Raw genomic sequence first — 20,089 nt, forward strand, 5'->3', positions numbered from 1 at the left:
TATTTTTCTATTAAACATGAAGCCGGGGAAAAAGTATTTTAGGTGAAGGAAGGTCCGAATGAGTTTGATTCTTGATTGTGAATCCAACTTGTTCGGTTTTTTATTGATATGCTGAATGTAGGTTTCATGTGTTTAAATGGTTCTAGCTGTTGATTGGAGGGCAAGGCGAAGACTCCTGCGGGAAAAGCGGAACAGGTGAGACCCCGCAGGAGCGCAAGCGACGAGGAAGCTCATCGACCGCCCGCGGAAAGCGAAGCCTTGCACGGAAATTAACAGCGGTCCAATGTAAAAGCTTTAGCGTATAAATCATAAAGCTCTTTTGTTTCTTTTTAGCATTTTTCGGACGTATAAGCAAAGATCGAATGTAACAATGGTGAAGATACTGCACTTTATCATAAACCAAAATAATGATTCGTTTATGCCAAATCCCCCAATGGAAGCTTTTAGTTCATTTAGCTGCCTGAGAATTAAATTTGTGTCGCTTTCATAAGCCACAGTAAAAGATTTAATCACAAGCATGGTCATAATGACTGCTTCTACAGATATATATAGAATTTTTCTTGCTAGTTTAAGAGAAGGATGTACGTTTGATTTGGGAATTTTATAAAATAATTTCATCGCTTGTTTGCCTTTCAGTTATTTTGAGCTGTTTAAAAAGAGTAGTTAATTCTATAATTCTTTCCTTGGCTATAAAATCCTGTATGTATAGCAAGTTTAAAAAAAACCCGCTAGAAAAGGTCATACACCGATTTTCTAGTGGGCTTCTTTAGTCAACATCTGTCTATTCACTTAGTATTGATCCTGAAAAAGCGTTCCAATCCTGCATAACACTCTGCTTATTTTTAATGTTCTTCAGCCAGGGCATTTGCTTTTGTCACATGAACCGTACCAAATGGGTGGTTTGGCGGAGCGTATATGGAGTAAAGCTTTAGCGGAGTGGTACCCGTATTGGTGACATCATGCCACGTTCCGGCAGGGATAAATATCGCATCATCATCGTAGACTTTTCGTTTAAAGGTTAGGTTGTTTTTACTTTTGCCCATTTGAACAACGCCTTGCCCTTGTTCAATACGCAGGAATTGATCAACGTTAGGGTGGATTTCTAAGCCGATATCTTCACCGGGCTTAAGGCTCATTAACGTCACTTGTAAATGTGTTCCCGTCCATAAAGCAGTGCGGTACGTATTGTTTTGCTTTGACGCTTCATTAATATTAATAACAAACGGTCTTGGTCCGTAGTCCTTTAATTTACCGTTTCTTTGCTGAAACTGTTCGCTGGTGTGATAGTGATTCGGCACATAATAACTATATGGCTGCCAGCCGTAATACACTGGAGTCTGCCACTGATGATAATAAGGTGTATAGTGCATACTCATTCTCCTTTTCTCGTTTAATTTTTCTTTTCATCCTATGCTTTTGTCAAAACGGTTGATACCATTTGCCTTTTTGTCCGCGGTCTTTATCCACTTATTTTTTGCTGAAATCATGTGATTCATGATTTATCTGAGCTTCTTGTCTGTTTTTTCGGTCGTTAAAAAATACTTTCATCACTTTAATACGATAATTCAGTAAAAAATATATCGTATGAAAACGTTTTATTTGATATAATTTTAGAAGATGAAAATTATTTTAAAGGGTGACGTTCATTGAAAGAAAAAAAACTTCAAGAATTAACTGAACATATTAATAATTTATTCAACAATTTAATTCATGGATCTATCACAGAAGGTGAATTTAATGAGCTGGCCGAAGAGCTTTACAGAAAGCAAACTAGGCTGCGCTATGAGATAGAGTGTGAGAAAGGTTCGTATTATAGAGAATATTTTAGAGGCTAAGGCTTTGTATGAGACTGTTTTATAAGAAATAAGAAAAAGGCCTCCTAAATGGAGGCCTTTTTCTTAATTTCGAGCAGAGAGTGGAGTGATACTTTCTATTTCAATAAGTATATTAGTATATTTACTTTATAAAAAATACAACTGTTGAAGCTATAAAACTCGCTATTCACCCCCCAAAACCTGTATGATAGGTTTAAGATTACCGCATATGAGATATATGTATAGTAAAAAGGGGTGATGAGCTGTGAAGTGGTATAAAGGAGTTGTCATGCAAGTCTTAATGACAGAAATCGAAACAGCAAGAGAGAACATGGTTATGTTAGGACTTACAGAAGGTCTTACAAGTCGTAATACAGTTCGAATCAGTCAAACCCTTGATTATTTATTAAATGAACTAAGTAAAGTGATGGCCGCAGATTAATCGTATTTTATATAAAAATGAAAAGAGCTGCTGACTTCACGGCAGCTCTTTATAAGTTGCCTTAACGTTTACTTTAATGTTTATAATACTATTTATACAGTTACCTCATAGTAAAGAAAATAGCGGAATCTACTATATATATCGTATAGTAGAAACCTAGAAGATGAGTTGAAAGCACCCGTAAAAAGGGAAGCTTGGATACATAAAGCAAACGCCGTACTAAGAACGGCGATGGAGGGTATAGTGGAATGGAATATCATATTAAAGACGCCGCTGCAAAGGTAGGGCTGCCTACGCATACGCTTCGATACTACGAACAGCAAGGGCTTTTACCTTTTATAAAAAGAGATGAGAACGGAAATCGTATTTTTAGCGAGTCCGATATCGAGTGGCTAGAATTTATTATTTGCTTACGGAAAACGGATATCGCTCTTTTAGAATTACGTAAAATTGTTGAATTAACACAAGAAGGCGATGATACAATCGGTTTGCGCAAGCAGATATTTGAAAAGCATAGAGAGAAAATGATGGAAAAACAAAGAGAGCTGGACGCAGCTTTTAGAAAAGTGGAAACAAAAATTGATTACTATGATAAATTAGAACAAAAGTATCAGGAACAGCTTTCATCTAAAGCCTAATTTACCGGTTGTTTTTCTTATTTTATAAAGAAATAAAAAGCGGGCAGCTCATCCAATGAGCTGCCCGCTTTTCTCTAAATTTACAGTGTGGAAATGTCAATAACAAATCGATAGCGAACGTCGCTGCGAAGAACGCGCTCGTACGCTTCGTCTACTTGCTTCGCATCGATAACTTCAATCATAGGAGCAACGCCGTGTTCAGCCGCAAAATCAAGCATTTCTTGTGTTTCACGAATGCCGCCTACAAGTGAACCAGCAATGCTGCGGCGTCCCATGATAAGTGAGAATACGCTGTATTGATCTGGGTTAGCCGGTGCGCCAACGTTAACAAGCGTTCCATCTACGCGAAGTAAAGATAAATATTGATCTACGTTCAGGTTAGCCGATACCGTGTTTAAGATAAGGTCAAAGCGACCCGCTAATTCAGTAAATGTCGCTTCATCACTTGTTGCAAAATAATGATCTGCGCCAAAGCTTAGAGCTTCTTCTTTTTTATTGTTAGAACGGCTCAACACCGTCACTTCAGCACCCATTGCATGTGCAAATTGAATCGCTACATGTCCAAGGCCGCCCATTCCCACGATCGCCACTTTTTTGCCAGGACCGGCATTCCAGTGCTTTAACGGAGAAAATGTTGTAATCCCTGCACATAGAAGCGGACTTGCTGCATCCATACTTAACTTATCAGGAATACGAACAACGAATCCTTCTTTTACGACGATTTTTTGGCTGTAGCCGCCGTATGTAGGATTTCCGTCATAATCCAACGAATTATACGTTTGAACAACGCCTTTTGTACAGTATTGCTCGTCACCGTTCACACAGTACTCGCACTCTCCGCAAGAGTCAACAAAACATCCAACGCCAACGCGATCGCCAACCTTGTATTTTGTTACGTTTTCTCCAACCGCTTCAACTACTCCCGCGATTTCGTGACCAGGAACCATCGGGAATATTCCGCCGCCCCACTCATCGAATGCACTATGAATATCAGAGTGACAGATACCGCTAAACTTAATATCAATTAAAACGTCGTCTGCTCGCAGTTCTCTGCGTTCAATTGTCGTGTTCTCGAATTTTGCCTTTGCATGCGGCGCACTTAGAACACGTGATGTTGTTGTATGTTGATTACACATAAGTAAAAACACAATCCTTTCGTCATTTGATGTATTTAAAACTACAATCCTAGCTTAAACGTTAAAGTCGACTTTAAAGCAAGAGTTTTTTTAAAAAAAATTTGTTTTCTATGATTTTATGAAAAAAGGAGAGTAAGAGATAGCATAGCAGCTTTTTCTCTCTATTTAGTTAAAAGAAATTCTTCAAGGGTGCGAGCGGCGGCGTGTTCATCCAATCCATTTGTCAGCAGTGTTATTTCATCTCCTTTTTTAACAGCTAAAGCCATGACCTTCATGATGCTTTTTCCACTTACACATTTTCCATCTTTCGAAATAAAAATGTCACTTTGAAACGAACAAGCTTCACGTACAAATAGAGCTGTATGTCTAGCTTGGAGTCCTCCAGAAAGCTGCACCGTCATTCTTTTAATCAGCATTGTATTTCCCCTTTTTTGTATTTTAAAAACTATAAAACTAGCTTAAACGTTAAAGTTAACTTTAAGGCAAGAGGTAATTTGGATAAAAAATGGAAAGGGGACAAAAGGTAAGGTTAATGTCAATGCACATAGTAATCCTGCTGTTAGTACGAGGGAATGTAAACGAAGTGATTATAAAAGAAAGTTCTCATAAATTCTTTTAGTGGATGACCAAAACACGTAAGAAGAGACCCTAAAAAAGAAAGAAAAATGATGAAATACTAAGCAAATAAGAAGATTTGCCTCTTTTAACAGATATGTGTACGTTTTCATGCGGAATGTTTCCGTTTCCACTGACTTTGTCAAACAGCAGACAATTGTTGATAATAGAGTTAGATAAGAGGCAAAGGGGACGATGAAATGAAAAAATCTATTTCAAAAGTAGAGAAGTTCATAACTGAATTTAAAACGTCAATGACAAGCTACGGAGAAGCTATTATAAAAGTAAAAGGAAACTGATTATAAAAAGGTGCAGGTCATTTTTTCATAAATCCATTCCATAAATTCATACTAAATAATCATACTATTAAAATAAGAAATATAACTTTTCTCATAAAAGCTTTATCTATTGTTGAAATAACAGTAGATAAAGCTTTTTTATGTGGTTATATAAGTGGATACGATATCTTTTATAACTAGCATTTTTAGAAGGCATAAGCTTTTAGGCAATTGTAGTGTATAAAAAATTCTGAAATTTTATTATTGACTGAAAGCGTTTTTAATATTAATATTAATTCAAACTTAACCAATATTTAACCAACACATAACAAATGAATTTTTTTATCTACAAATGAAATCGATTTCATTTGTAGAATTATAGGATTGGTAAGTTTTATCACTATCTATTTCTAGTGAGGCAGCATTACACAATAAGGGGAAAAGAGGAATCAAAATGGGAAACGAAAATATTTTGTGGGGAATTGCTCCAATCGGCTGGAGAAATGACGATATTCCTGAGATTGGTGCAGAAAACACACTGCAGCATCTGTTAAGCGATATCGTCGTAGCGGGCTTTCAAGGAACGGAAGTGGGAGGTTTTTTTCCTGAACCAAGCATATTAAACAAAGAGCTTGAGCTTCGAAACTTAAAAATTGCAGGTCAATGGTTTAGCAGTTTTATCATTCGTGATGGGATAGAGGAAACGTCAAATTTATTTCACAAACATTGTCAGTATCTGCAGGAAGTGCATGCTGATGTGGCGGTCGTATCTGAGCAAACTTATAGTGTTCAAGGGATTGAAAGAAATGTTTTTGCTGAAAAACCTTATTTCAGTAATCAAGAATGGGAAGCATTATGTGCAGGATTAAATGAGCTGGGAAAAATCGCAGCAGAATACGGTTTACGTCTTGTCTATCATCATCATATGGGGACAGGTGTACAAACATTAGCTGAAATTGATCGATTAATGGAAGGAACCGACGCAAATCATGTTCATCTTTTATATGATACGGGACATATTTACGTTTCTGACGGAGACTATATGGAGCTACTACATAAACATATAGATCGTATTAAACACGTTCATTTTAAGGATGCAAGAAGAAACGTGCTGGAGCAGTGCAAAAAAGAAGGAAAGTCATTTTTACAGTCGTTTCTAGCCGGCATGTTTACCGTGCCAGGTGATGGGTGTGTAGATTTTACAAACGTGTATAAAGCGTTAGTTGATTACAATTACAAAGGATGGATTGTAGTGGAGGCGGAACAGGACCCTTCTATTGCGCATCCATTGGAATATGCTTTAATGGCCCGAAAGTACATTAACGAAAAGTTAGTTATTCATTCTTAAAATAAGACGGGGGAATTAGCATGGATAAACAGGGAAATCAACATTCATTTTTACGTACGATCATTTTAGTTTCTACGTTTGGTGGACTGCTTTTTGGATATGATACAGGAGTTATTAACGGGGCCCTGCCTTATATGTCTGAATCTGATCAATTGAATCTCAACTCTTTTACTCAAGGTCTTGTAACGAGCGCTCTGTTATTTGGTGCTGCGTTTGGTGCGGTAGTAGGCGGCAGGCTAGCAGATTATAACGGGCGGCGTAAAACGATTCTGTATCTTGCCATTCTATTTTTTGTTTCCACAATTGGATGTACAATTTCGCCAAACGCAGCCGTTATGATTCTTTGCCGTTTCCTATTAGGGCTTGCTGTAGGGGGCGCATCTGTTACCGTACCGACATATTTAGCAGAAATGTCACCAGCTGAAAGCCGGGGGAAAATGGTAACTCAAAATGAACTTATGATTGTTACTGGTCAACTTCTTGCCTTTACGTTTAACGCGATTATCGGAAATATGCTAGGAGAAAACCCTCACGTTTGGCGATATATGCTGCCAATCGCTGCCATTCCAGCTGTCTTTTTATTCTTTGGCATGCTTAGAGTACCAGAAAGTCCGCGCTGGCTTGTGTCAAAAGGGAAAAATAACGAAGCGCTAACGGTTCTTCAAAAGATACGGGAAAGTAAAAGAGCCAAATCAGAGCTGCAAGAGATTGAGAGCGCTTACGAGAAAGAAGCAAAAATGGAAAAAGCAACGTTTAAAGACTTAACAACTCCGTGGGTTCGAAGAGTCGTTTTCCTTGGTATTGGAATTGCTGTCGTACAGCAAATTACCGGCGTAAACTCCATCATGTATTACGGCACTGAAATTTTAAAAGACGCAGGTTTTCAAACAGAAGCTGCCCTTATTGGAAATATCGGAAATGGGGTCATCTCCGTTTTAGCCACGTTTGTAGGCATTTGGCTGCTAGGTAAAGTTGGGCGCAGACCAATGCTTATAACAGGATTGGTAGGAACGACTACTGCCCTGCTGCTAATTGGTATATTTTCTCTTGTATTTGAAGGGTCCGCGGCACTCCCATATATCGTATTAGCACTAACGATTACGTTCCTCGCGTTTCAGCAAGGAGCTATATCTCCGGTAACGTGGCTAATGCTTTCAGAAATTTTTCCATTACGATTAAGAGGCTTAGGGATGGGTGTTACCGTATTTTGTCTGTGGGGAATTAACTTCCTTGTAGGTTTAACGTTTCCTGTTTTACTGGCCAGCATTGGCTTATCCACTACGTTTTTTGTCTTTGTTGTATTCGGAATCGGAGCGATTTTATTTGTTAAAAAGTTTTTACCGGAAACAAAAGGGCTTACGCTTGAAGAACTGGAGCAAAGGTTCCGCAGCTATGATAATGAAGACGCTGACGTCATGAATGACAATAAAATTATTTAAGTAAAGAATGGAGAGAATCATTATGAAACTATGTTTTAACGAAGCAACAACATTAGAAAATTCAAATCTTGTAAAGGACCTTGAATATTGCAGCAAGCACGGATATGATTATATCGAAATTCGCACAATGGATAAACTCCCTGAGTATTTAGAAAGTCACTCAATGGATGATTTAGCACAGTTTTTTGATACAAATCATATTAAACCACTAGCGCTGAACGCTTTAGTTTTCTTTAATAACCGCAGTGAAAAAGAGTACCAGGAAGTGATAGAAGAGTTTAAGAGTATGCTAGAAACTGCTCAAAAGATAGGCGCTCAGTATATCGTAGCCGTTCCTTTAGTAACAGAACAAAAAATCGTAAAAGCAGAGATTAAAAATAGCTGCGTACAAGTGCTGAATGAATTATCGGAATTGGCTGAACCTTACGGAGTTAAAATCGCCGTTGAGTTTGTAGGACACCCTCAGTGTACGGTTAATACGTTTGATCAAGCGTATGACATTGTGCAAACGGTGAACCGAGATAACGTAGGATTAGTACTTGACTGCTTCCACTTCCATGCGATGGGATCAAAGTTGGAAGACTTAAAACAAGCGGATATTTCTAAAATATTTATCGTTCATATTGATGACACGGAAGATTTTCCTATTGGCTTCTTAACAGATGAAGACCGAGTATGGCCAGGTCTAGGAGCGATTGATTTAGATGCTATTTTCTCAACATTAAAAGAAAAAGGCTATAATGACGCGGTATCTGTAGAGCTATTCCGACCTGAATATTATCAATTAAACGCGGAAGAAGCAATTAAGACGGCTAAAGAGACAACCGTTAAGGCTATCTCGGAATACTACAGCTTTCAAACAACAAAATCATATTCATGATAAGGAGTGTCAGTCAGTGACGTTAGTATCTTCAAAACTAGTATCAATGAAAGATATGCTTCATGCCGCTAAAAAAGGAAACTATGCGGTTGGTCAGTATAATATTAACAGCCTGCAGTGGGCACAGGCTATTTTACAAGCTGCCGAAGAGGAAAAAGCGCCTGTCATTGCAGCCGTTTCAGACAGGCTTGTGGACTATTTAGGCGGATTTAAAACCATTGTAGGCATGATCGAAGGTTTGTTAGAAGAAATGAATATTACTGTTCCTGTCGCGCTTCACTTAGATCACGGTATGAGTGTAGAAAGATGTAAAAAAGCTATCGACGCTGGATTTAGCTCAGTCATGTTTGACGGTTCTCATTACCCAATTGATGAAAATATTTCCATGACTAAGCAAGTAGTAGACTATGCTGCTGCTCAGTATGTCTCCGTTGAAGCTGAAGTTGGAACAGTCGGAGGCATGGAAGACGGGCTTATTGGCAACATCGTGTACGCTGATCCCGCTGAATGTCTGCGTCTTGTAAAAGAAACGGGAGTCGATGCTTTGGCGGCCGCTTTAGGATCAGTTCACGGACAGTACCAAGGTGAACCGCAGCTGGGCTTTGATGAAATGAAGGAAATAGCTGACTTAACAGATGTACCGCTGGTGTTACACGGAGGTTCTGGTATACCAAACTACCAAATTCAAAAAGCAATAGCTCTTGGGCATGCAAAAATTAATGTGAACACTGAGTGCCTTCAGGCTTGGGCGCGCGCTGTCCGTCACACGTTGGAAAGTGACAGTGACGTGTATGATCCGCGAACCATTCTTACACCGGGAAAAGAAGCGGTGATGGCGACTGTAAAAGAGAAAATGAGAGAGTTTCATACAAGTCATAAAGCTTAATAAAAAAGAGGCTGAGACAAAAGAATTACAGTTGAAGCAAGATCCGAACGATGAATGGAGATTCTTGAAGGAGAATCCAGCTCGTTCGGATTTTTTCTTTAATAGGATTTTATTCTATTGAGTTGCTTCTAGCTGATGATTGGAGGGCAAGGCGAAGACTCCTGCGGGAAAAGCGGAATAGGTGAGACCCCGCAGGAGCGTACGCGACGAGGAGGCTCAGCGGCCGCCCGCGGAAAGCGAAGCCTTGCACGGAAATCATCAGCGGTGAAACAAGCGATCCCTACTAGCTTATGTATCTAACTTGTTTGTCTTTAGCTGGAAATAATGGAGTTATGTCTCAATCTCTCTTTGTTTTAGCAGTTACTCTTCTAGAAAATGCCTTTTGTAAAGGTTATAATAGTAAGTAACAAAAAAGCGAAAAGAAAGGTAAACGGGGAGGTAAAAATGTTAAAAACGAAGCGGATTCAACAAATTCAAGAGTATGTTTTTGAACATGAATCTGTCTCATTAGATGATTTGGTTTCAGTGTTTGAAGTCTCCAAAAACACGATTCGACGCGACGTTCAAAAGTTAGTGGATGAAGGGCATATTAAAAAAGTATATGGCGGAGTAGCCGTTAATCACGTGAAGCTTGAATCATTTAATGAAAGACAAACAAGAAATCAGTTTCAAAAGCGTTTAATTGCCAAAACGGCAGCTCAGTATGTAGAAGACGGAGACGTCATCTTTATTGATTCAGGAACTACCACGTTAGAAATGATCGAATTTCTAAAAGACAAATCGATCACGATTGTTACAAATAGTTTAGATGTTATAGTTAAAGCCTTGCCTTTTGATGCGCTAAAAGTAATTTCTACGGGCGGCTATCTTGAGCGTGAAACTCAATCATTTTCAAGCTTTAACCATGCCAATCCTGTAAAGAATTACAACTTTGATAAAGTATTTATGGCTTCTACGGGTATTTCCATATCAAATGGCGTTACCAATTCATCGCCCGTTGAAAGTGAAATCAAAGAAACGGTCATAAAAAGAAGTACAAAAGTGTTTTTATTAGCAGATCATACAAAATTTGATAAGTATGCAATGGTTACGTATTGTCAGTTGCATGAAATTGATTATTTAATTACAGATAAAGTGGACGTCAGCTATCAGCACTATGCAAAAGAAAATGAGATTACGTTTGTCCTTGCGGAAGAATAAATGTTTTTGAGTGATTATACATACGCTTAGACTAAGAGCCAGTAGGCATACAAAAGAAGTATGCCTTTTCTTTTTTCTTCACATCGGGCTTATCTAGAAAGCGATTACAGTGGATAAAAAGATAAACTAACAAAATTTTTAAAAAAGTGTTTACAAAGTAAACTGAATATTATAAACTAGGTTCATAGATAAGAAAGCGGTTTTAAAATTAGATGAAATCGATTTCATCAAACGAAGCTACATGTATAATAAAACTGGTTTTACAGGTAAGACAGAGTATGGAAAAATGATGGGGAAGTTAAAGATGGAGTTTGAAAAATATTTTTTTAACACCAAATGAAATCGATTTCATTTGAAAGTGGAATTTATGATGAATTTTCGAGCTTTTCTCCATCTTTAAGCGTTGAAAAGTGCAGGGGCTGAAAGTATTTGTCTCATCGCTAAATAGCAGCTGAAACAAAGGAAAGAGCTAGGAAGTAAAAGGATAGAACCTCATTTATTACACCAAATGAAATCGATTTCATTTAAAAATGTGAAAAAAGGGTAGAAAAATCAATCTGATGGTGATTAATTTCAGAAGATAAGGTAGGAAGGTATATGAAAACGATAAGGTTAACAACTAGTCAAGCTTTAGTAAAATTTCTAAATCAGCAATATGTAGAGTTTGATGGAAAAAAAGAGCGTTTCATTAAAGGAGTATTCACCATTTTTGGACATGGAAATGTAGTGGGGATCGGGCAAGCGCTGCAGGAAAACCCAGGCGACCTTGAAGTATATCAAGGCAGAAACGAGCAGGGAATGGCTCATGCTGCAGTAGCCTTTGCCAAACAAAAACATCGAAAGCAAATCATGGCCTGCTCTTCTTCCGTTGGTCCAGGCTCAGCGAATATGGTTACATCGGCTGCGACAGCTACTGCAAACAATATTCCGGTGCTGCTTTTGCCAAGCGATGTGTTTGCCACTCGCCAGCCGGACCCGGTTCTTCAACAAATTGAACAGACGCATGATTTATCTCTTTCTACAAATGATGCTTTCCGGTCCGTCAGCAAGTACTGGGATCGAGTCAGCCGTCCGGAACAGCTGATGTCGGCTATGATCAATGCGATGCGTGTATTAACAGATCCGGCAGATACAGGAGCCGTTACAATTGCGCTGCCGCAGGATGTACAAGGGGAAGCGTGGGATTTTCCAGAAAGTTTCTTCCGTGAGCGTACCCACCTTATTGAACGCCGCGAGCCTTCGCAAGAAAGTATCAGAAATGCAGTAGAGCTGATTAAATCAAAGAAAAAGCCTCTTCTTATTTTAGGCGGCGGCGTTCGTTATTCAGAGGCTGCGGATACATTTGCTGCATTTGCTGAAAAGTTTCATATTCCATTTAGCGAAACGCAAGCTGGAAAAAGCGGTCTTGAAAGCAATCATCCTTTAAATCTAGGAGGAGTTGGCGTAACGGGGAATAGCGCTGCTAATAAAATAGCGCAATCAGCGGATTTAATTATTGGCGTGGGTACACGTTTTACAGATTTCACAACTTCTTCAAAGCTGTTTTACGCTGAGACGGATGTATTAACCATTAACATTTCTGAATTTCACGCATCAAAATTGGAGGCTACTAAAATTGTCGCGGATGCCAAAGTGGGTCTTGAAGCTCTTTCGTCTGCATTAGAAGGCTATAAATCAGACTATGAAACTGAAATTGAAGAAGCCAAATCAGAGTGGAATCAAGAGCTGGCTCGACTAAAAAATATTGCATACACAGGCGAAGAATTTATTCCGGAAATTAAAGGGCATTTTGATCAAAGCCTGTCGGAGTATAAAGATAGCCTAAGCACCGAACTTGTCCAAACGACTGTGCTTGGTAAAGTAAACGAACTCATTGCACCTGATTCTATTATTACATGTGCAGCGGGAAGCCTCCCGGGTGACCTTCAGCGCATGTGGATCTCAAATGAACGTAATACGTATCACCTTGAATACGGATATTCATGTATGGGCTATGAAATTGCTTCTGCCTTAGGCGCTAAGATGGCTGAGCCGGATAAAGAAGTGTATGCAATGGTAGGAGACGGAAGCTACTTAATGCTTCATAGTGAGCTGGTAACGAGCATTCAAGAAGGAATTAAAATAAATATTGTTCTTTTTGATAATTCCGGCTTTGGCTGCATCAACAACTTGCAGATGGATAATGGAATTGAAAGCTTCGGCACAGAGTTCCGCGTTCGTAACCCGCGGACGGGGCAGCTTGATGGAGATATTATGCGCATCAACTTTGCTCAATCTGGAGCTGCGTACGGAGCCAAAACATACGAAGTGTATACGATGGAAGAACTTGAATATGCCATTGAAGATTCAAAAAAACAAAGTGTTAGTACACTGATTGACATTAAAGTTCTTCCAAAAACAATGACGGACGGCTACGATTCTTGGTGGCATGTAGGAGTAGCAGCCGTATCTGAAAGCTCAAACGTTCAAACGGCGTTTGAAGGCAAAGAAAGCCAGTTACAAAAGGCAAGAAAATATTAATCTTTTAAAAAGCTAGAATATCCAGTTTGCTTGATTAAAGAGTGTCCCTAGCATAAACACGTTAAAAAATAAGAAATAGAAAGGTGTGGAAAGGAATGGCTGATTTAATCGTACCAACACAAACAGCTGACAGTGATGGAAACGTACTAAGCATCACCCCACAATCTGCAGGATGGGAGTACATTGGCTTTGACGTTTACTCATTAAAAAAAGGCCAAAAGCTAAAAAAAAATACGGAAAATCAAGAGATTTGTATTGTGATTTTAACCGGTAAGTCCAACATTTCTACAAAAGAAGAGAAATGGGAAAACATCGGACAGCGAATGAATATCTTTGAAAAAATCCCTCCGTACTCCGTATATGTATCGAATGATGATCACTATGAAGTAGAAGCTGTAACCGACTTAGAAATTGCAGTTTGCGCAGCACCTGGAAAAGGTACATACCCTGCTCGTTTAATTACGCCGCAGGATGTAGGCGTAGAGCATCGCGGAGCAGGAAATATCGCGAGACAAGTCCATAACATTCTTCCAGAACAAAAGCCGGCCGATAGTCTGCTAGTAGTGGAAGTGTTTACGCCGGAAGGAAACTGGTCAAGCTATCCTCCTCATAAGCACGATCAAGACAACTTGCCGCATGAATCGTATTTAGAAGAAACATATTACCATAAAGTCAACCCAGGACATGGATTTGCAATTCAACGAGTATATACGGACGATCAATCTCTAGATGAAACAATGGTCATTAAAGATGGAGATGCAGTCTTGGTTCCTAAAGGGTATCACCCGGTATCTGCGCCTCCAGGTTATGAAGTTTATTATTTAAACGTCATGGCTGGTCCTGTCCGAACATGGAAATTTAATAATAGCAAAGATCATGAATGGGTTATGGAAGAAAAATTAGCATTAAAGTAAGGAGACGACGCGAGTATGAGTTATTTAACATTTGATTCACAAAAGCGATTTGACCTTCTTGCAGTAGGAAGGCTTTGCATCGACTTAAATGCAAATGAATTTAATCGCCCAATGGAAGAAACGATGACGTTTACAAAATACGTAGGAGGATCTCCTGCTAACATCGCCATTGGTCTTTCAAGGCTTGGAATGAAGACAGGCTTTATTGGAAAAGTGTCAGATGATCAAATGGGGCGGTTCAGCACTAGATATTTAAATCAAAATAACATTAACACTGAAGGCATTGTAATTGATCAAACAGGAGCCGTAACGGGACTTGCCTTTACTGAAATTAAAAGTCCTGAAGAGTGCAGCATCCTGATGTACCGTGATAACGTGGCAGACTTAAAGCTCCATCCAACAGAAGTTTCTGAAGAGTATATTAAGCAATCAAAAGCGCTGCTTATCTCTGGAACTGCTCTTGCTAAAAGTCCTTCAAGAGAAGCCGTGTTTCTTGCTCTTGAATATGCGAGAAAACATAGCGTAGTTGTATTCTTTGATGTGGACTACCGTCCGTATACGTGGGAATCAGAAGCTGAGACTGCCGTCTACTATAATTTAGCGGCAGAAAAATCAGACGTAATAATCGGTACGCGAGAAGAATTCGATATGATGGAAAAGCTTTTAAATTATGAAGAATCAAATGATCAAGTTACAGCTGAACGATGGTTTTCCCATCATGCTAAGATTGTCGTAATCAAGCATGGAGGAGAAGGGTCGATTGCTTATACAAAAGACGGCCAGTCTCATCGAGGCGGCATCTTTAAAACGAAAGTGCTTAAAACATTTGGAGCTGGCGACTCTTACGCATCTGCTTTTATCTACGGGTTAATGCAAGGGTTTACAATTCCTGAAGCGATGAGATTTGGCGGTGCTTCTGCTTCCATCGTTATTTCAAAACACAGTTCTTCAGATGCAATGCCAACTGTAGAAGAAATTAAGCAGTTTATGGATACAGCCGAAGAAGTTCTGCAACAAGCGTAATCAAAAATTGAGAGGAGAATGAACATGACACAAACAACAGTAAAAACAGTAAAAAACTATATTGGCGGCGAATGGGTGGATTCATCTACAAGTCTGACAGAACCAGTTTATAATCCTGCAACGGGTGAAGTCATTGCAGAGGTACCTCTTTCCACAAAAGCAGATGTAGATCAAGCGGTACAGGCTGCAAATGAAGCCTTCAAAGGATGGGCAAAAACTGCGGTGCCAAAACGTGCACGTATTCTATTTAAATATCAGCAGCTATTAGTAGATAACTGGGACGAGTTAGCGAAGCTTGTGACGCTTGAAAACGGAAAGAGCTTTAATGAAGCGCGCGGAGAAGTACAGCGCGGAATTGAATGTGTAGAATTCGCAGCGGGTGCTCCTACGTTAATGATGGGAAAACAGCTTCCTGATATTGCAACGGGCATTGAGTCTGGCATGTATCGCTATCCAATCGGTGTTATTGGCGGGATCACGCCGTTCAACTTCCCGATGATGGTTCCTTGCTGGATGTTCCCTCTTGCAATTGCTTGCGGTAATACATTTGTATTAAAGCCGTCTGAGCGCACGCCGCTTTTAGCAGCAAGATTAGTAGAATTATTTGAAGAAGCTGGATTGCCAAAAGGCGTATTAAACATTGTCAACGGCGCGCATGATGTGGTAAACGGCCTTCTTGAACATAAATTAGTGAAAGCAATTTCGTTTGTAGGTTCACAGCCAGTAGCTGAATATGTGTATAAAAAAGGTACAGAAAACTTAAAGCGTGTTCAAGCATTAGCGGGTGCTAAAAACCACTCAATCGTATTAAACGATGCAGATTTAAACGTAGCAACAAAACAAATTATCGGAGCTGCTTTCGGTTCAGCAGGTGAACGCTGCATGGCAGCATCTGTCGTGACGGTGCAAGAAGACGTGGCAGATGAATTAATCTCACGACTTGTTCAAGAATCAAACAATATTGTCATTGGAAACGGATTAGAAAAAGATGTTTTCTTAGGGCCGGTTATTCGTGAAAACCATAAAGAACGTACGCTTAGCTATATTGAAGCTGGCGTAGAAGAAGGAGCTCGCTTAGTTCGTGACGGCCGAGAAGATCACGCGGTAAAAGAGAACGGCTATTTTGTTGGACCCACTATTTTTGATAACGTTACACAAGAAATGAAAATCTGGCAAGACGAAATCTTTGCACCGGTGCTTTCTATCGTGCGTGTAAAAACATTAGAAGAAGCTATTGAAGTAGCTAATAACTCTCGATTCGCAAACGGTGCTTGTATCTATACAGACAGCGGCGCAAGTGTACGCGAGTTCCGTGAAAATATTGAGTCAGGCATGCTAGGAGTGAACGTAGGGGTGCCGGCACCTATGGCGTTCTTCCCATTCTCAGGCTGGAAAGACTCTTTCTACGGCGATCTTCATGCCAACGGTACGGACGGCGTAGAGTTTTATACAAGAAAGAAAATGGTTACGGCACGCTACTAAGAATTTACTTATCGTACGATGGGATACTAGCGACATTTGCTAGTACCCTGTAGTACAATCGTATAAAAAAATAAAAGTCGGTTTTTTCGTCGCAACAAAATGGAAGTGATTAGTTGAGTGCTATAAGTACCGTCAAAGATAAGTATCTTTTTGCAGCCGTTTCATTTATCTTTTGGTTCTCACAGTTTATTTACGTACCTATTTTGTCTCCTTATATGGAAGGGCTGGGAGGCAAGTATGCCTTTATTGGTGTAGTGTTAAGCAGCTATGGACTCATGCAGCTATTATGTCGCTTGCCGCTCGGGATCTTTTCAGACTTTGTGAAAGTGAGAAAACCGTTTGTTATCTTCGGCATGATAGCCAGCATGTCAAGCTGCCTGCTATTTTCGTTGACCGATAGCTTAATAGGCGTGTTTATATCACGCTGCTTGGCTGGATTGGCAGCTGCAACGTGGGTTGCCTTTACGATTTTATATTCAAGCTACTTTGAACGTGAAAAAACGACTCGTGCTATGAATATCATTTCGTTTATAGTGGTTTTGGCTCAGCTTTTGGGTATGAGTTTAAGCGGTTACATTGTAAGTGAGTGGGGATGGCATGCTCCGTTTTGGATAGGAACAATCTTGAGTGTAATAGGCACTATTCTTTCTCTTTTCATTTACGAGCCCAAAGAGAACGTAAAGAGATCGCCTATAAAGCTTAAAGAATTAATGAGCGTAATAAAAGAGCCGTCGCTATTAAAAATTTCGCTGCTGTCTATTCTAGCACACAGCTTTATTTTCACGACCATGTTTGGTTTTACTCCTGCGTACGCATTAAGCGCAGGATTTAAAGAGAGCGAGCTGAGTTTGATTGTCTTTTCCTTTATGATCCCTCATGCGGCTGCTCCTCTTATTATGGAAAAGCTATTTGTTTGGCGCTTTGGAAAATGGAGCATCTTGAAGGCCGCTTTTTTTCTGGCTGCATTCTTTACCTGTATGATTCCTATGACGGAAAATAAACTTTTGCTTTGTATCATTCAAAGCGTGAACGGGTTTTCATTAGGATTAGTGTTTCCTCTTATGCTAGGAATGTCTATTGAAAGAATAGCTGCAGAAAAAAGAGCTACGGCGATGGGAGGCTATCAAGCGCTGTATGCGTTAGGGATATTCGGAGGTCCTTTTGCTGCAGGAATATTAAATTCTTGGACGGGACTTAAAGCAGGCTTCTTTTTTGCAGCAGCCTTAGGGTTAACCGCTACTGTTTTTGCAGCGGCATGGGATAAGAAAGAAGCGTCATATAAAGTTTTTAAAGCAAAATAAAACGTGGAACCAAGCATTTATTTCTATTTTTAAAGCTCACATATTAAAGGAGGCCATAGATTATGGTGTTGAAAATTGGTGTTATTGGAACAGGAGCAATCGGACAAGATCATATTAGAAGAATTACAAACACGTTATCAGGCGGAAAAATCGTTGCGGTTACGGATGTAAACCAAGAACAAGCAAAAGCTGTGGTAAAAAATCAAAGCTTGGATGCCGTTATTTACGATGATGGACATGAGTTAATTAAATCAGAAGAAGTAGATGCAGTTGTTGTGACTTCTTGGGGGCCGACGCACGAGGAGTTTGTGCTGGCAGCGATTCAAGCTGGAAAACCTGTATTTTGCGAAAAGCCGCTTGCTACAACGGCAGAAGGCTGTAAAAGAATCGTTGACGCTGAAATTACACACGGCAAGCCGTTGGTGCAAGTTGGTTATATGCGCCGCTACGATACAGGGTATCGTGCTTTAAAGAAAGTGATTGAAAGCGGGCAAATTGGTGAAGCATTAATGGTTCACTGCGCACACAGAAATCCTACGGTACCTGATACATACACGGGCGATATGTCAATTGTTGATACGTTCATCCATGAAATTGACGTTTTGCGCTGGTTATTAAATGACGATTATGTATCTGTTCAAATCGTGGCACCGCGAAAAACGAGCAAGGCACTTGAACATCTGCAAGATCCAATTATGGTGCTGCTTGAAACAAAGCAAGGCGTTCGAATTGATGCTGAGGTTTTTGTAAACTGCCAGTACGGCTATGATATTCAATGTCAAGTAGTAGGAGAAACAGGAATCGCTAATTTACCTGAGCCTTCAAGCGTCGTGTTGCGCAGTGAAGCAAAAAAATCTACTGAAATTTTAGTAGATTGGAAAGATCGATTCATTGACTCTTATGATACAGAGCTGCAAGACTGGATTAACTCAACGCTTAAAGGCGAAGTGAATGGACCTACTGCTTGGGACGGTTACGTTGCGGCCGTTACTTCAGATGCTTGCTTAGAAGCAAAAAAATCAGGAAACATTGTTCCTATTTCGTTAGGTGAACGTCCTGATTTCTACCATAAAACGTTAACTGCAGCAGGCAAACTGTAATTGTAAAAACGGTTTGCTTACAAAACAGCTTAATTAAAACTTAGGGGATGGACACGTCTGGTGTGCATAAAAGAAAGGGGAGCCTTACATTGCGTTTAGCATATGATCCGTCACATTACCGTGACAATACAAGTTTAAAAGATACGATTGATACAGTTGCAAGATTAGGCTATGAATACGTAGAGTTATCTCCGCGCAAAGATTTTATTTGGTTTTATGAATATCCAAAAGTTGATAGACAGCGTATAAAAGACTTAAAAAGATACTGTGCCGATGCGGGGGTAAAGATTTCGTCTGTGCTTCCGGTACAGCAGTGGTCTTCACCAAATGAGCAGGAACGTGAAGCGGCAGTAAGGAACTGGAAGCGTACAATCGAAATTACTTCTGAGCTGGAAGTAGATTTAATGAACAGTGAGTTCAGCGGCGACAAGAGCCGCCCTGTTGAAAGCGAAGCGGCTTTTGTTAAATCGATGGAAGAGCTGATGCCGATTTTTGAAAAAGAAGGAATTAAGCTTAACCTTCAATCGCATCCAAATGATTTTATTGAGTTAAACACAGAAGCAATTGCAATGATTCGTGCGCTGGACAAAGACTGGATTAAATTAGTTTATTCTGTCCCTCATGCTTTCTTTTATGACGATGGCATTGGCGATGTAGCAAAGCATATTGATGAAGCAGGTGATTTGCTTGCACACGTTCTGATTGCCGATACTCTTAACCATAAAGCAGCGTTTGGACTGCGCTATATTGTAAATCCACCTGATGCGAAAGTAACGATTCACCAGCATTTAAATCCTGGTGAAGGAGAAATTGATTTTGACGCACTGTATCGCAAATTAAGAGAAATTAAATTTGACGGCATCGTAACAAACTCTGTATTTGCTTACCCTGATCGACCGGAATGGTCAAACGAAGTAACGTTAAAGTCAATTAGAGAAGGATTAAATATTAAAGAAGGCCTAAACATTTAACGTGATTGACTGAAGTGATGCAAAGCATAACGAGATATGTTTTGCATCACTTTTCATGGTTTATGCTTGAAAGAAGATCAGAACTTGTGGGCATAGCTAGTT

Annotated in this window: 21 protein-coding genes; 17 read left to right on the top strand and 4 right to left on the bottom strand. The window is 39.7% G+C overall.

What is annotated here, in order from left to right:
• Positions 1-149: 149 nt before the first annotated feature.
• Positions 150-305 (top strand): hypothetical protein, encoded by a 156-nt coding sequence (locus tag AC1D0Y_RS15775; RefSeq protein WP_162531884.1) that lies wholly within the window; start codon positions 150-152, stop codon positions 303-305.
• 1 nt (position 306) lies between these two features.
• On the opposite strand, the gene AC1D0Y_RS15780 is transcribed toward AC1D0Y_RS15775, so the two are convergent.
• Positions 307-618: a hypothetical protein gene (locus AC1D0Y_RS15780; RefSeq protein WP_060745169.1), complete on the bottom strand. Its 312-nt coding sequence runs from the start codon at positions 616-618 to the stop codon at positions 307-309.
• A gap of 224 nt (positions 619-842) precedes the next feature.
• Positions 843-1,370 carry a cupin domain-containing protein gene (locus AC1D0Y_RS15785; protein ID WP_016764982.1) on the bottom strand — a complete coding sequence of 176 codons (528 nt, stop codon included), beginning with the start codon at positions 1,368-1,370 and terminating at the stop codon, positions 843-845.
• A gap of 276 nt (positions 1,371-1,646) precedes the next feature.
• Here AC1D0Y_RS15785 and AC1D0Y_RS15790 point away from each other — a divergent pair, with 276 nt between their 5' ends.
• The 3 genes from AC1D0Y_RS15790 (at position 1,647) to AC1D0Y_RS15800 (ending at position 2,894) form a co-directional block, all read left to right on the top strand.
• Positions 1,647-1,835: a hypothetical protein gene (locus tag AC1D0Y_RS15790; protein ID WP_477707768.1), complete on the top strand. Its 189-nt coding sequence runs from the start codon at positions 1,647-1,649 to the stop codon at positions 1,833-1,835.
• A 244-nt stretch (positions 1,836-2,079) separates the two neighbouring features.
• The gene (locus tag AC1D0Y_RS15795) at positions 2,080-2,256 is read left to right on the top strand and encodes an aspartyl-phosphate phosphatase Spo0E family protein (RefSeq protein WP_230683488.1); all 177 of its coding nucleotides are present in this window, start codon (positions 2,080-2,082) and stop codon (positions 2,254-2,256) included.
• A gap of 248 nt (positions 2,257-2,504) precedes the next feature.
• Positions 2,505-2,894: a MerR family transcriptional regulator gene (locus AC1D0Y_RS15800; protein WP_477707769.1), complete on the top strand. Its 390-nt coding sequence runs from the start codon at positions 2,505-2,507 to the stop codon at positions 2,892-2,894.
• Between the two features lie 80 nt (positions 2,895-2,974).
• Here the strand turns inward: AC1D0Y_RS15800 and AC1D0Y_RS15805 are convergent, their stop codons facing one another.
• The gene (locus tag AC1D0Y_RS15805) at positions 2,975-4,030 is read right to left on the bottom strand and encodes an NAD(P)-dependent alcohol dehydrogenase (RefSeq protein ID WP_050690415.1); all 1,056 of its coding nucleotides are present in this window, start codon (positions 4,028-4,030) and stop codon (positions 2,975-2,977) included.
• A gap of 161 nt (positions 4,031-4,191) precedes the next feature.
• On the bottom strand, positions 4,192-4,446 hold the full coding sequence (locus AC1D0Y_RS15810) for an HPr family phosphocarrier protein (protein WP_221840975.1): 255 nt from the start codon (positions 4,444-4,446) through the stop codon (positions 4,192-4,194).
• A gap of 931 nt (positions 4,447-5,377) precedes the next feature.
• Between AC1D0Y_RS15810 and iolE the strand changes: the two genes are divergently transcribed.
• The 13 genes from iolE (at position 5,378) to AC1D0Y_RS15875 (ending at position 19,987) form a co-directional block, all read left to right on the top strand.
• Positions 5,378-6,271 (top strand): myo-inosose-2 dehydratase, encoded by an 894-nt coding sequence (iolE, locus tag AC1D0Y_RS15815; protein ID WP_060745174.1) that lies wholly within the window; start codon positions 5,378-5,380, stop codon positions 6,269-6,271.
• Between the two features lie 20 nt (positions 6,272-6,291).
• Complete coding sequence (locus tag AC1D0Y_RS15820) at positions 6,292-7,710, top strand: sugar porter family MFS transporter (RefSeq protein WP_060745175.1); 1,419 nt, start codon at positions 6,292-6,294, stop codon at positions 7,708-7,710.
• Positions 7,711-7,732: 22 nt separating this feature from the next.
• Positions 7,733-8,590: a 2-keto-myo-inositol isomerase gene (gene iolI, locus AC1D0Y_RS15825; protein WP_060745176.1), complete on the top strand. Its 858-nt coding sequence runs from the start codon at positions 7,733-7,735 to the stop codon at positions 8,588-8,590.
• Between the two features lie 46 nt (positions 8,591-8,636).
• Entirely contained in the window at positions 8,637-9,476 is an 840-nt protein-coding gene (fba, locus tag AC1D0Y_RS15830; RefSeq protein WP_060745346.1) for a class II fructose-1,6-bisphosphate aldolase, read from the top strand.
• A 135-nt stretch (positions 9,477-9,611) separates the two neighbouring features.
• Complete coding sequence (locus AC1D0Y_RS15835) at positions 9,612-9,776, top strand: hypothetical protein (RefSeq protein ID WP_176524012.1); 165 nt, start codon at positions 9,612-9,614, stop codon at positions 9,774-9,776.
• A 144-nt stretch (positions 9,777-9,920) separates the two neighbouring features.
• A complete protein-coding gene (locus AC1D0Y_RS15840) occupies positions 9,921-10,676 on the top strand; it encodes a DeoR/GlpR family DNA-binding transcription regulator (protein ID WP_048019446.1) in 756 nt (251 codons plus the stop codon).
• 597 nt (positions 10,677-11,273) lie between these two features.
• The gene (gene iolD / locus AC1D0Y_RS15845; protein ID WP_060745177.1) at positions 11,274-13,196 is read left to right on the top strand and encodes a 3D-(3,5/4)-trihydroxycyclohexane-1,2-dione acylhydrolase (decyclizing); all 1,923 of its coding nucleotides are present in this window, start codon (positions 11,274-11,276) and stop codon (positions 13,194-13,196) included.
• A 95-nt stretch (positions 13,197-13,291) separates the two neighbouring features.
• On the top strand, positions 13,292-14,110 hold the full coding sequence (iolB, locus tag AC1D0Y_RS15850; protein WP_048019448.1) for a 5-deoxy-glucuronate isomerase: 819 nt from the start codon (positions 13,292-13,294) through the stop codon (positions 14,108-14,110).
• A gap of 15 nt (positions 14,111-14,125) precedes the next feature.
• A complete protein-coding gene (iolC, locus tag AC1D0Y_RS15855) occupies positions 14,126-15,133 on the top strand; it encodes a 5-dehydro-2-deoxygluconokinase (RefSeq protein WP_048019449.1) in 1,008 nt (335 codons plus the stop codon).
• Between the two features lie 24 nt (positions 15,134-15,157).
• Complete coding sequence (locus AC1D0Y_RS15860) at positions 15,158-16,615, top strand: CoA-acylating methylmalonate-semialdehyde dehydrogenase (protein ID WP_162214671.1); 1,458 nt, start codon at positions 15,158-15,160, stop codon at positions 16,613-16,615.
• 113 nt (positions 16,616-16,728) lie between these two features.
• On the top strand, positions 16,729-17,916 hold the full coding sequence (locus tag AC1D0Y_RS15865; RefSeq protein ID WP_477707770.1) for an MFS transporter: 1,188 nt from the start codon (positions 16,729-16,731) through the stop codon (positions 17,914-17,916).
• Positions 17,917-17,978: 62 nt separating this feature from the next.
• Positions 17,979-19,016, top strand: coding sequence for a bifunctional inositol 2-dehydrogenase/D-chiro-inositol 1-dehydrogenase (gene iolG / locus AC1D0Y_RS15870; protein WP_048019452.1), 1,038 nt, complete (start codon positions 17,979-17,981; stop codon positions 19,014-19,016).
• A gap of 89 nt (positions 19,017-19,105) precedes the next feature.
• Positions 19,106-19,987: a sugar phosphate isomerase/epimerase family protein gene (locus AC1D0Y_RS15875; protein ID WP_043981194.1), complete on the top strand. Its 882-nt coding sequence runs from the start codon at positions 19,106-19,108 to the stop codon at positions 19,985-19,987.
• The last annotated feature ends 102 nt before the right edge of the window (positions 19,988-20,089 follow it).

The sequence above is a fragment of the Priestia sp. P1_B12_1 genome, from assembly GCF_056406695.1.

Coding starts and splice junctions, on each gene's coding strand:
- AC1D0Y_RS15800 (WP_477707769.1), top strand. CDS start 2,505: ATGGAATATCATATTAAAGACGCCGCTGCAAAGGTAGGGCTGCCTACG.
- iolI (WP_060745176.1), top strand. CDS start 7,733: ATGAAACTATGTTTTAACGAAGCAACAACATTAGAAAATTCAAATCTT.
- iolD (WP_060745177.1), top strand. CDS start 11,274: ATGAAAACGATAAGGTTAACAACTAGTCAAGCTTTAGTAAAATTTCTA.
- AC1D0Y_RS15785 (WP_016764982.1), bottom strand. CDS start 1,370: ATGCACTATACACCTTATTATCATCAGTGGCAGACTCCAGTGTATTAC.
- AC1D0Y_RS15835 (WP_176524012.1), top strand. CDS start 9,612: ATGATTGGAGGGCAAGGCGAAGACTCCTGCGGGAAAAGCGGAATAGGT.
- iolC (WP_048019449.1), top strand. CDS start 14,126: ATGAGTTATTTAACATTTGATTCACAAAAGCGATTTGACCTTCTTGCA.
- iolE (WP_060745174.1), top strand. CDS start 5,378: ATGGGAAACGAAAATATTTTGTGGGGAATTGCTCCAATCGGCTGGAGA.
- AC1D0Y_RS15805 (WP_050690415.1), bottom strand. CDS start 4,030: ATGTGTAATCAACATACAACAACATCACGTGTTCTAAGTGCGCCGCAT.
- AC1D0Y_RS15810 (WP_221840975.1), bottom strand. CDS start 4,446: ATGCTGATTAAAAGAATGACGGTGCAGCTTTCTGGAGGACTCCAAGCT.
- AC1D0Y_RS15780 (WP_060745169.1), bottom strand. CDS start 618: ATGAAATTATTTTATAAAATTCCCAAATCAAACGTACATCCTTCTCTT.
- iolB (WP_048019448.1), top strand. CDS start 13,292: ATGGCTGATTTAATCGTACCAACACAAACAGCTGACAGTGATGGAAAC.
- AC1D0Y_RS15820 (WP_060745175.1), top strand. CDS start 6,292: ATGGATAAACAGGGAAATCAACATTCATTTTTACGTACGATCATTTTA.
- iolG (WP_048019452.1), top strand. CDS start 17,979: ATGGTGTTGAAAATTGGTGTTATTGGAACAGGAGCAATCGGACAAGAT.
- AC1D0Y_RS15840 (WP_048019446.1), top strand. CDS start 9,921: ATGTTAAAAACGAAGCGGATTCAACAAATTCAAGAGTATGTTTTTGAA.
- fba (WP_060745346.1), top strand. CDS start 8,637: ATGAAAGATATGCTTCATGCCGCTAAAAAAGGAAACTATGCGGTTGGT.
- AC1D0Y_RS15860 (WP_162214671.1), top strand. CDS start 15,158: ATGACACAAACAACAGTAAAAACAGTAAAAAACTATATTGGCGGCGAA.